The 11,557-nt window shown below is 36.1% G+C and carries 12 protein-coding genes; 6 read left to right on the top strand and 6 right to left on the bottom strand.

Annotation, left to right across the window (positions count from 1 at the left end):
* The first annotated feature begins 293 nt into the window (after nt 1-293).
* From ACXYMZ_RS15295 to ACXYMZ_RS15270, 6 genes are all read left to right on the top strand, one after another.
* Complete coding sequence (locus ACXYMZ_RS15295) at nt 294-1,523, top strand: ABC transporter permease subunit (RefSeq protein WP_458949274.1); 1,230 nt, start codon at nt 294-296, stop codon at nt 1,521-1,523.
* A gap of 45 nt (nt 1,524-1,568) precedes the next feature.
* Nucleotides 1,569-2,729: a hypothetical protein gene (locus ACXYMZ_RS15290; protein ID WP_458949273.1), complete on the top strand. Its 1,161-nt coding sequence runs from the start codon at nt 1,569-1,571 to the stop codon at nt 2,727-2,729.
* Nucleotides 2,730-2,754: 25 nt separating this feature from the next.
* Complete coding sequence (locus ACXYMZ_RS15285) at nt 2,755-3,678, top strand: ABC transporter ATP-binding protein (protein WP_458949272.1); 924 nt, start codon at nt 2,755-2,757, stop codon at nt 3,676-3,678.
* A 4-nt stretch (nt 3,679-3,682) separates the two neighbouring features.
* Nucleotides 3,683-4,375, top strand: a complete 693-nt coding sequence (locus tag ACXYMZ_RS15280) for a hypothetical protein (RefSeq protein ID WP_458949271.1) — start codon at nt 3,683-3,685, stop codon at nt 4,373-4,375.
* Between the two features lie 23 nt (nt 4,376-4,398).
* Nucleotides 4,399-4,566 (top strand): hypothetical protein, encoded by a 168-nt coding sequence (locus ACXYMZ_RS15275; protein ID WP_458949270.1) that lies wholly within the window; start codon nt 4,399-4,401, stop codon nt 4,564-4,566.
* Nucleotides 4,567-4,747: 181 nt separating this feature from the next.
* A complete protein-coding gene (locus tag ACXYMZ_RS15270; RefSeq protein ID WP_458949269.1) occupies nt 4,748-5,959 on the top strand; it encodes a PAS domain-containing protein in 1,212 nt (403 codons plus the stop codon).
* A 1,289-nt stretch (nt 5,960-7,248) separates the two neighbouring features.
* Here ACXYMZ_RS15270 and ACXYMZ_RS15265 read toward each other — a convergent pair.
* The 6 genes from ACXYMZ_RS15265 to ACXYMZ_RS15240 all read right to left on the bottom strand — a co-directional run bounded on the left by ACXYMZ_RS15265 (nt 7,249) and on the right by ACXYMZ_RS15240 (nt 11,438).
* A complete protein-coding gene (locus tag ACXYMZ_RS15265) occupies nt 7,249-7,527 on the bottom strand; it encodes a CD3324 family protein (RefSeq protein ID WP_458949268.1) in 279 nt (92 codons plus the stop codon).
* 385 nt (nt 7,528-7,912) lie between these two features.
* On the bottom strand, nt 7,913-8,239 hold the full coding sequence (locus ACXYMZ_RS15260) for a YolD-like family protein (RefSeq protein WP_458949267.1): 327 nt from the start codon (nt 8,237-8,239) through the stop codon (nt 7,913-7,915).
* Entirely contained in the window at nt 8,239-8,454 is a 216-nt protein-coding gene (locus ACXYMZ_RS15255) for a hypothetical protein (RefSeq protein ID WP_458949266.1), read from the bottom strand. The genes ACXYMZ_RS15260 and ACXYMZ_RS15255 overlap by 1 nt, the downstream gene beginning before the upstream one ends.
* Before the next feature lie 203 nt (nt 8,455-8,657).
* On the bottom strand, nt 8,658-8,846 hold the full coding sequence (tatA, locus tag ACXYMZ_RS15250) for a twin-arginine translocase TatA/TatE family subunit (protein ID WP_458949265.1): 189 nt from the start codon (nt 8,844-8,846) through the stop codon (nt 8,658-8,660).
* Nucleotides 8,847-8,903: 57 nt separating this feature from the next.
* Nucleotides 8,904-10,616, bottom strand: coding sequence for a GMC family oxidoreductase (locus ACXYMZ_RS15245; RefSeq protein WP_458949264.1), 1,713 nt, complete (start codon nt 10,614-10,616; stop codon nt 8,904-8,906).
* A gap of 57 nt (nt 10,617-10,673) precedes the next feature.
* The gene (locus ACXYMZ_RS15240) at nt 10,674-11,438 is read right to left on the bottom strand and encodes a gluconate 2-dehydrogenase subunit 3 family protein (RefSeq protein WP_458949263.1); all 765 of its coding nucleotides are present in this window, start codon (nt 11,436-11,438) and stop codon (nt 10,674-10,676) included.
* Nucleotides 11,439-11,557 lie beyond the last annotated feature (119 nt).

Below are 11,557 nucleotides of genomic sequence, written 5' to 3'. Positions count from 1 at the left end.
GGATTTGGACGGGTTACCACCTGACTATATCCATTATAAAGGACTTTTTCTTTGCATCATAGTAAATTAGTGAAGATTATGGGTATTTTAAATATTTCGTATTAATTAATGCAACGCTAGTGAGTTAGCTTGTGTTTATTATTTTGAATAAATGTTGTTCTTATTCTATATTCCATTGCATTGCCAACTTTTAGGATGTAAACTATTACCCGTAAGCAATTTTCTATAAATTCAAATTCAATAGAAAAATATAAAGGGTTTGAATACATAGTAATGAAAAAGGGGAATCGATAATGAAAGTCGCTATGATCAAACATGAATTTAAAATGATCATGAGAAATAGGAAGAATATTCTTTTTTTAATTACCATCCTTGGCTTAATTTTAACCTACGCATTTCTCATCCATCCTACCATGATTACTCCTGACAGCTTTAATGCAGAACAAATGGAAAATGACATCACGAATAATAAAGCCATCCAACAAGGTATGATTGCCCGTGGTGGTACTGGCTTTGGTGGAATGACTGGTAATGCCTATGCAACAAATGTTTATGAAACAAGAGTGCAAAGTGCAATGGTAAATGCCTTCCACGATGAAAACTATGATCGTTTTGTTCAGCTGCGAATGAAAGGATTTGCTTATGAAGCAACAAATCGCACAAGAGATTGGTGGTTAATCGCAGATGCTCCGTATCCTGGGCTCGATGCAGCACGAGATGGAAGCTTACATAGTCTTCGCTATCAAGCACTTCTAGACGTTGACGCTCCTATTACATATGAAATGATTGAACAAAAAACAGCGTTACAAACAATTGTAAACTTTCTCATGGGCACATTAGCCGCATTCGTAATCGTCTGCGCCATTTATTTCAGTAGCGATATGCTATCTAGAGACCGTCAGCATCCAAGTCTACTCCAAGGAATGCCCATCGGTTGGTATAGTTTAATCAATGTAAAATCCTTGGTAACATTTATGTATTCGTTGCTTGTAATTATTGGACTGTTTTTACTGGCATACATTGTGATAGGGATCCAATCAGGGTTTGGCTCGCTTGCACATTCTATCCCGATTACCATACCAAGTACAGAACCTGATGCCTACTTCGGTTATCGATTTAGTGAATATGATACGATTTCTACAGCTAAATTTTTAGGTTTAGCCCTAGGAATCATTCCAATCATCGTTTATTTATTTATTCGAGTGAATGCTATTTTTAGTTTGCTATTTAAAAATTCGTGGATTGTACTTATGGTTAGTACGGTTCTCCTATTTTCTGAACGTATCTATTATTCAAGAACATTAACAGAGTTATTTGGTATTGATATTAGTAATTTACCTCAAACGTATTTTGATTTTGGACGAGTCATTTCTGGTGAAAAGTATTATTTGGTTTCTCTTGAAGCTATCACCTATGAAAAAGCCATAATTGTATTATTGGTTACAATATTAATTGTTGAAGTTCTATTGTTCCTTATGTCTCGAATCATTACCAAACGCCGTTTTTACCGAAGAGCAGTATAAATAAAAATCTTATCATAATTACTGAAGATAGAAAGGATTATCCATATGTTCTGGAAGTTTTCTCTTTTTGAACTAAAATTATTAATAAAAAATAAAAAAAATTGGTTTATTGCTGGATTTCTTCTCCTCTTTTTCTTGTTGTTCTTTATCTATTATGTTCAAGAAGAACCCGTCTCTTTAGCCGATCAAAAAAGAATGGAGGCTGGCGTTACCTATGCTGCATTTGAGTACTTAAATCTCCTGTATCTTGATGTGCCTGAGGTAGCTGAAGTAAGAGAACATCAGGTAGAGGTTCAAAACTTAGTGAACATGCAGGTTTGGCATATTGGTAAAGGAGATGATAGTGAACAGTACATTGAAGATGGCTTAAAACTCAATGAACACAGGCTTGCGATGCATGATTTAGATAATGCTGGCATTCCTGAACACTTAATTACTCCAAGAGAAGATATTTTAAAAGAAGATGCCATTTTGAACTATATAAAAGATAATGATCTACCACTTGCATCGGCATCCTTTAACACGAATCATTTTGTAACAAGTGTGCTGACAATGTTTTCTGGATTATTATTTTTAGTAATTGTGCTTGTAAGTGGCAATGAAATGCTATTATACGAACGCAGACATATGTCGGTTATGCAAGGATTCCCATTAGGTTTCATGCGGAAGGTTGCCAGTAAAGTTCTCTTGTACAGCATATTTGTTTTCACTTTAACATTACTTGGCTTTTTAATCGGAAGCACCTATTTATCGACTGCGCATGATATGGGTAATTTCAGTTTTCCAATTTTAATTTACCAAAATGAAGGTTATATAGCTGTCTCGACGTTCCAATATCTCACCTATCTATTTATAGGATTTGGAATCTCAATCATTCTTATATTATTACTATCTATATTATTAAATCTAATCTTTAAAAACGCCTTTGCTAATATACTAATCGGGCTAGGGATTTTCTTCTTACCTGATATTGTAAAAGCTATTGGATTCAACAGTGTTCTATTACATCCAATAAAGTTCATTGATATGCAAAAAGTCCTTTCAGGCGACCTTGCCATTGAACTAGGAAATAGCGCCATTGATTTTAACTTCGCCATCATGATTTTAGCGGGAATCGCAATCCTTCTCACAGGCATTATTTACTTGATAAACAAATATGCAGCAGAACGAGTTCCTAAGAATGTCCCAATAGAAAAGGCATTTTGATTAGAAATAAGAAAAGAGGTTTATTATGTTAAAGCTAGATAATATTTCTGTAAAATACAAAGATAAAGTCGTGCTGGAAAATCTCTCTCTAACAGCTAGTGAAGGAGAAATTATTGGACTTGTCGCACCAAACGGAACGGGAAAAACGACGCTTTTTAACGTTATTTCCAATTCCTTAAAACCAAATGCTGGAACAGTTACATTGGATGGAAAACTACAATATAAATCAGAGAGAAAAGAGATTGCCATCCATAAACATTTAGCAACCTTACCTGATCAAGGCGATTTATTTGAAGAGTTGACTGGCGTTGACCATATGAAGCTTTATGCAAATATGTGGAAAGGAAACACAAAGCAAGTCAAGAAAATCTATGAATCTCTACAAATGGAAGGCTATGTAAAAAGAAAAGTTAAAACCTATTCACTTGGAATGCGGCAACGCTTATGTTTTGCTATGATTGCTGCTGCAGATACGAAAGTAATGTTAATGGATGAAGTGATGAACGGACTTGATGTTGCGAACGTCTCCCTCATCTCCAAGCAATTAATGGATATGAAAAAAGATGGGAAGTTAATTTTTGTCGCTTCTCACCTGCTTTCAAACTTAGATTTATACGCTGATCGTGTCCTATATCTTAAAAATGGTGATTTTATCCACGAACAAATTGCTAGCGAGTCAACTGATGAATATATTAAACTGAGTATTCCTGAGGAACAATATGAGATGCTTGCTTTAACTTATCAAATCCCTGAAGATCATCTTTTTATAGCTAATCACTTATTCTGTATTCCTATTAAAAACATGAATGAAGATGAAATTAGTGAGTGGGTTCAAAGACTTTCTTCTTACAAAGAGAATGAACTAAAAATTGGCCCACTTGGAACCGTTGAATTCTATGAAAGATATTACCATGAAGATGGAGAGCACTTGCATGGAGTGGGGGTTTAAGAATATGAAAAAATTCCTTTTACTCCTTTTTGTTTCATGTACTTTTCTTCTTGTCGCTTGCAGTGAGGAACCTTCCGAGAAAGTTGCTGCCTACCAAGATAACTTTGAAATTCTTGGTGAAGAAAGAGATGAACTAATTGGCGACGTGAGTGATACAATTTACGAATCTATTGACCGTGATGCCACAGATCCAGAAGAAATTTTTCTTTCTTCAATTGGAAAAGATGGTGTCCAAATCACTCCCCCTGCAGGTAGATATTGGATTGGGTCAATGGGTTTTTCAGGCGCTCCTGAATCAGGAAGAATTGTCGTCTATGATGAAGATGATAAATTATTAATTGATCAACTATATGATCAAGGTTTCGGTGGATCGAGTGTTACTGTTGATTTGAATGGTACACACACGGTTCATATTGATGGCTTAAACGAAGCACAAATAACTCCTGTTGAAACTGAGTTTTATAATGAACTAACTTCTGGAATCTGGGAAGTTGGAAAAGACGTTGAAGCTGGAGAATATGATATTATGGGCACTGACTATGGGTTTGGATATTTACATGTTTTCGAAGAAGGAAAAGAACCACGTGTCTTTGAATTTCTAAATAGTTCCCCAGATTCTCAAGTTCGGTTAGAATTAAAAGCAGGGCAAAAACTTAGAGTTTCATCGGTATTTATTCAGCTTACCCCTGTCCCTTAGAAAATCTTTAAGGAGTGATATTTATGCGTTGTGGGGAAAAATGCTTTCTTGTAGAGTTTGAGATAGATGGTGAAAAGCACTTGAAATCTATCAATGCTAGAACTCCTGCAGAATCAAGAAGATTCACTCGTAAAGAATATGGTGATGAAATTACTATTTTATCTGCTAGACAAAAGAAAGCAATTCAATAATTGTTAAAGTGTTAAACCTGATATTAACTTATCGGGTTTTTCTTTTGCGCTCAGATTTAATATCTCACATAGATTGTCACATTCCTGCTAAAAACACCTCAACATCCTATGATATGATGAAGTTACACGCGCCTTGTTGCGCTAAAACTTCTTTATAAAAATATTGATTTGAGGTGGAATGATGTCTGTCCTACAATTTGATATAGAGAGAATCAATCATTTAAAAGATATATTATTACGTATCCACTACGGTGAAAAACATACAGATATTTACGAAGGATTTCAAGAAGTATTTTCAAAAGCTGATGCCATAACTATTTTACCAGATATATATGAAGTTAAAAGTGGAGATTTTGGAGTAACGAATGAAGACATTATGAATTTATTTGATATCTTCTATCATCTCAATGGAGAACCGCTATCTAAATTAAACGTGCCAGATTCAAAGCATGCGGTATCTGCAATTGATATCTTCCTTCATGAGAACAAAGCTTTTCAGTTAACACTTCAACAAATACACGAGCTATTAGAAAGTAATACAGATAATGAAGAATTAATGGGTTTGATGTCTCTTCTAGGTGAATTTTATCATCATTTTAATCGCAAGGAAAAACTCTTCTTCCCGATTCTTGAGCGCTACGGATATTATACGCTCACAAGAACAATGTGGGGAGATGATGATCGTATTCGCACGCTATATAAAGGCACAAAGACAATGATGCAAAAATTTGATTCCATTGATATTAATTATATAAAGAAAGCTTTTGTCGGACTTGAAAGTAAAATGAAAGACATGATTTTTCAAGAAGAAGCTTTTTTATTACCAATCTTAGTTGCGAACTTTACAGATAAGGATTGGTTAGCAGTCACAATTGAAAGTGACGCGTATGGTTATTCATTAGTAGATATGGAAGAGCATGAAGTTCCTCCTATAGAAAATATGGAACGTTCTTTTCCAGATGATGGACGTCATTTACCTTTTGGTGGGGGATTTCTAACACTTCAAGAGGCCAATTACATCCTAAATAACCTCCCATTAGAACTAACTTTTATTGATAAGAATGGTGTATTCAAATATTTTAATGAAATTACGACTGCTTCAGAGATGATGTTTGTTAGAACTCCTAGCTCAATTGGTAGGCATGTCGCTAACTGTCATCCACCTAAAAGTATGAGCAAAGTTATGCGACTGATCAGAGATCTAAAATCACAGAAACGTACATCTGAAAATATGTGGTTCAAGAAAAAAGATAAATTTGTTCATATTACTTATAAAGGTGTATACAATGAACGCGATGAATTTCTAGGTATCTTAGAATATGTTCAGGATATCCAACCTTTCTTTAATTTACCACGTGAAGTAAAGAAAGAATTAAGTGCTTTAGACGAATAAATAGACAAAGACCTGAAAAGAAACTTATTCTTTTTCAGGTCTTTTCATTTTATCGAAATTTACGTCCGTCTTCCAATCTAACCAGACTTCCCGTTTACAAAAAGACATGTAACAGTAATCCTAGATTCGTTTTCACTTTTCTCATTTGTTCCTTTTTATTAAAACATTGTCTCCCAAAAGTCTCATTTTTTATTGTTTCCATCCGGTCATGAGTAACACATTTGAAAATAGCAAGATCCATATGCACGATTGTTTCCTCCCTCAGATTTTCGTAGGTTAACTCACTGTCCTCCCCCTCTTCCACGATGGAAGATTATCGGTTGGGAAACAGTTAGTAAACGCTCGATTCGTTCCACTACATGCAGTGAGATTCTTAAAACACATCACTGGATGGAGTTTCACTTTGTATATTTATCATACATCTGGGAAGCTTTCTGGTCGTCGGCATTCGGAGTGAAATTCGGTAACAATTTTTTCCCACTATCGATTTAGCACCCTTCCATCTAAAGGCTGATACTTTCACGGTAAAAGTCTTATAGACATAAAAATACTATTAGCAATCGAAAGCAGGCCAGCTCAACTATACGTGAGCCACCTCAAATTTTATTGTCAACATTTCTGTTACCTCCTTCCTTGATAATCAATTGCTACATTCCTATTAACTCATGCCCAGCCACTAGCAACAAGCGAAAGAATAGTTATAATTAATCTTTCTTAGATTCGAATGTGCTGTGTTTTAAGAATTTATTACGTTCACTCAGTGTGGGTAACTCTTCAATGGAAGTCCGTAGCCCCGATGCACCTTCGCTTTCCGTGGGCGGCTGGTGAGCTTCGGTGAGCTACGCACACCGGATCTCACCGTTGCCTTTCCTCCCACAGGAGTCTTCGGTGCATCGGGGCTACTCCCATTAAATATTTATAATATGCTTTTCGATTACTATTTATTAGTTACACATCATGATTGTAGTTAAATTGTTAATTGACTTATGCATTTTCTGGTTTAGGTAAATAATAGCTATTTATTTAATAAATAAATTTTACTTAGTGAGCAAAACATAGCGTAGAAAAAATATGTATACTCCAGCGGGAAAGCGAAGACGATATGATCCCGCAGGAGGTGTCCTTCCTCCGAGGAAGCATATCGCGAGCCCGCGGAAAGCGAAGCTTATTTTTTTGGAGCGACGATTTAGCACATAACCATGCTGAATTAAAGTTAGAGTCAGCTTGTCTAATTTCTAATCAGCTATGCAAAAAAACGTGAAACCAATTCGATGGCTTCACGTTTTTATTTATCCACTGCTTTTACGCATTTTATAAACAATTTTTCGAATGCTGTCATTTGAGAGATGAAATTTCTGTTCCAACTCTTCCATTGATTTCCCATTATTATATAGGTAAAAAATCTTTTCATTGCGTTCTGCGAGTAACGCTCTTGATCCGCTCACTTCTCCCCAGGCTGCCCGTTTTTGTTTTGCCTTAGGTATATATATCAAATCACCTTGTATATACTTTTGCATTTCTTTCAGCAAACTAGGGGGAAGGACCTCTTTTGCATTTTTGTATTGCACGATTTACGTCCTCCTTGATACTTTTAAAATCTACCGTCCCAAAATTTATTACTTTGTCCATATCAGTGACAACTCCTTCCCTTATTATTTTCTAATTATTATTCCTAATCTAAATTATAGAACGAAACTTCATTTAGTGGAAGTGTTTTTTCCCACAAAATTTTTTACTCAGTAAAAGATGTTAATTTTCCAAAAATATTCGATAAATGAAAGGGACCGCATCTTATACGGTCCCTCTGAAGATAGTTTTCGCTTTACGCGAAAACCACCTCGTTATTTGTGATCAATAGAATCAGCCTCCTTTCGTTAGAGTCTGTCGGTCCGACAACTACATTAACTCATATCTCCTCATGTCCCTACAAGTGAAAAAATGATTATAAGTGTTTTATCCCAATTTTACCTCAATAATCTCATGAAAAGATATCTCTGTTCTATCTTCATTTTCAAATGTAATATGGCCTTTCCCATTTGCATTAATGTTCCGCAACTTCCCTTTTATAAAATGAAAATTATGTTCTTTAAAATATTTCACTTCAATGGTTACATCTGCTTGGATTGCTTGTTGTAATTTTAATTCATTCTCCTCAATTAACTGCTCATCAAGAATCGGCTTAGTCTTATAACTTTGCTGGATCCTTAGTTCTCTTAAAATTTCAGCATGCTCAGGTAACATTAATGTCGTCCACTTAATGTTTCCACGATCGTTTACCATTAAGCACCCACTCCTTTTTTAACTGGGGCTGCTGAAAGGATATTCGACATTTTAAAAGTGCGAACCTTTTTACGATAAAAGCAATACGCCAACATATAATCTCCACGAATTTTCAATACCTTTATATATCGTTGTGTCACCTGTTCTGCTCCATCCATATAAAAAATAACCAATTTCTCTTGGCTTTCTGCCGCACGCATGAATAATCCTTTCATAACTAACCCCTCCACTATAGAACGTTTGTTTGTAATTTTATTATATACGAACACACGTTTGTTTTCAAGAGGTAAATTATTCTGGGATTGGGTCTCTAAACTAAATTAAATCAGCAACCCGAAAAGCCGTTTGACACTAGTTAATCCCCATACAAAAAACGCTGAAATCATCAAGATTTCAGCGCTTCATTTATTAAAGAAATTTATTTAGTTTCTGCTTCTGTTTTTTCTTCTTCTTTATCATCGATTAAGTCATTTGCAGATGTTTTAAATTCTCTTAATGTTTGTCCAGCAGCTTTTCCGATCTCTGGTAATTTCTTTGGACCGAAAATAATAAGCGCTAAAACAATAATAAGAATTAAACCTGGAATTCCAATATTGGCTATACCCATAGAATGTCGCCTCCGACCTTAAGTGGATTTTATGAAAAGATACCGTAACTTCTAAGTTTAAGCAAGTTTACCGCCATCTTTACTATATTTAATAATTCCTTCTGAAGCTCTGTAAGCAAGCGCACCTAGAGTATGTGTTGCGTTATAACCACTTTGGTGTGCATATGCTGAACCACCAACAACAAACACGTTATCAGCTTCCCACATTTGTAGGAAGTTGTTTACCGCAGATGTTTCTGGGTCAGCACCCATGATAACTCCACCAGTATTATGTGTTGCTTGATATTTCGTCATATCATAACGATCAACAGATTCATCTTCAGAAACATGAGTAGCACCCATTTCCTGCATGATTTTTCTTGTCTGTTCGTTTAGGAAACGACCACGTTTTTTATCTGTTTCAGAGAAATCAAATGTCATACGTAATAATGGTCTACCATGAACATCTTTATATGTCGGATCTAAATCTAGATAGTTATCAACGTGTGGTAATACTGCACCATACGTATGAACGTTTACCATACGGTTATAGTATTTCAGTGATTGAGCTTTAAATTCTTTACCCCAGCTTGGTGTCCCTGGAGGAACTTGGTTGTTCTCAATCGGGCGTTTACCAGACTGGTTCATGATGATTGCTCCACCATGTAAGAAGTCAAAATCAGTATGGTCAAAGTTATCTCCATTAAAATTATCTAAAGTTGCAGCTAGTCCACCTGAACCAATTGCCGTGTTGAATTTACGGTCATCGAAGAATCCGTCTGTACCAACAATTACTTGGTAGCAATAGTTTTTACCAATTGTTCCTCTTTGTGTTTCAGGGTTATAAGCAGTACCTAGTCCTGAAGTAAGTAACAAACGGTTATTGTTAAATGTATAGCTTGTTAAAGCAACAATTTCAGCTGGCTGTTCAAATCTTTCACCAGTACGTGTATCAACATAAATTACACCAGTTGCTCTATTTCCATCATGAAGTACTTCAACTACTTCTGAGTGTGGGCGAAGTTCGAAATTCCCAGTAGCTTTTGCAGTTGGGATAACTGTAACGTTCGGACTTGCTTTTGCACCGTATTCACAACCAAATCTCTCACAGAATCCGTTCATTTGGCAAGCACCTAAATGCTGACCATCTGGGTTCGTATAAGCTTGTGAGTTGTTTGCTGCTGGCATAATAAATGGATCTAGTCCCATTTTCGATGTAGCTTCTTTAAATAAATCAAGCTCTGGGCCATGATTTAATGCTGGGTTCGGGAATGGCTCTGAACGGTCTCCACGAAGCGGAGTTTCATCTGCAGAAATTCCAGCCATTTTTTCAAACATCGTGTAATATGGCTCCATTTCGTCATATGTAATTCCCCAGTCTTGGAGTAATAGACCATCAGCAATTTTACCTTCACCGTATCTCTCAATTGTTTTCGAACGAATCTCGAAATCATAAGGCAAGTAACGGTCTGTCATTCCGTTCCAATGTGAACCTGCTCCACCAACACCGTTTCCTAACATGAATGATCCATATTGACGCATTGGTAATGCACGTTGTCCACTATTGTTTCTGAATGTTAATGTTTCTCTTGATAAGTCTTGCATTAATTCTCCACGTAAAGCATAGCGCAGTTCATCATGTTTCATTGCGAAATTTGATGTTCCACGGTTTCCTCCACGTTCAAGTCCGACAACTTTTAATCCTGCTTTACTAGCTTCTGCAGCGATGATTCCACCTGTCCAACCTACCCCTACTGTGACTACATCTGTCTTAGGCAGTTTAGTAACCATAATTCAATACCTCTTTCTGTTATAAGTAACGTTTTAAAGCGTAAATTAACTGATAATTTAGCGCGTGTGAGTATTATGAAGACTCTTCGGCTCTATTTGTAGGAAGTTCTCTGACTCAACTTGCTCAAGTGTATAGGCCATTTGAACTCCTGGATATTCCTTCATCTTCCAACCTTGCATATCCTTGTTCCCACCATAAAGTGGATCTGCATATGCACCTTCAATTGTTGATTTTCTTAAAATTTCAAAGAAAACGCTCGACTTCACACCAGGCATATTCACTTCATCATTCTCTAAAGCTACTAAAATTTCATCCTGTTGTTCGCCTTCTAATTCAATGAATCTACTTTCAAAGTTTGCTTGACTATGTTTTTCAATTGCTTCGATTCCTAAATCATAAAGCTGGTGATATTTTAAAGAAGATTGATAGCCCTGGTTCGTTTCTCCTTCAAAGAAAGGACCATATCTATATTCTTTCGCATTACTTCCCCATAGCCCTGCTAATTGTTTGTCAATATAATAAGGGACTCCTAGACCAATTGCTCCTGGACCATTTTCGTCCTCTGGGAAAATTCTTTCTGTTGCTTGACTTAGTAATTCAAAATCCGCTCGGTTTGTGAAGTACTGTAAAGCATGATCATGTTTTTCGACTGGCGGTGCCTCTGTAGTAGCTGGCTGTTGTTCCTCTTTATCGCCCATTCCAAGAATTCCGCCTAGTGTAGCACCGACTGCAATTCCACCAACTGCATAACCAGAGCTCTTCAAGAATTTACGTCTAGAAGAATCAGTTGTATGTTGGGATTGCTCCTCTTTTTTTGACATAATAAAAGCCTCCATTCAATTTTGAACCAACAAACATTATGAATTACGAATATTACGCACTAAAAAAATAGCCCTGTAACATGTTCTAGAACACAGTGGGCTACTGTAAAGTATCGGAT

It is taken from the genome of Oceanobacillus sp. CAU 1775 (assembly GCF_054482815.1).
This window is presented reverse-complemented; position numbering and strand designations above follow the sequence as displayed.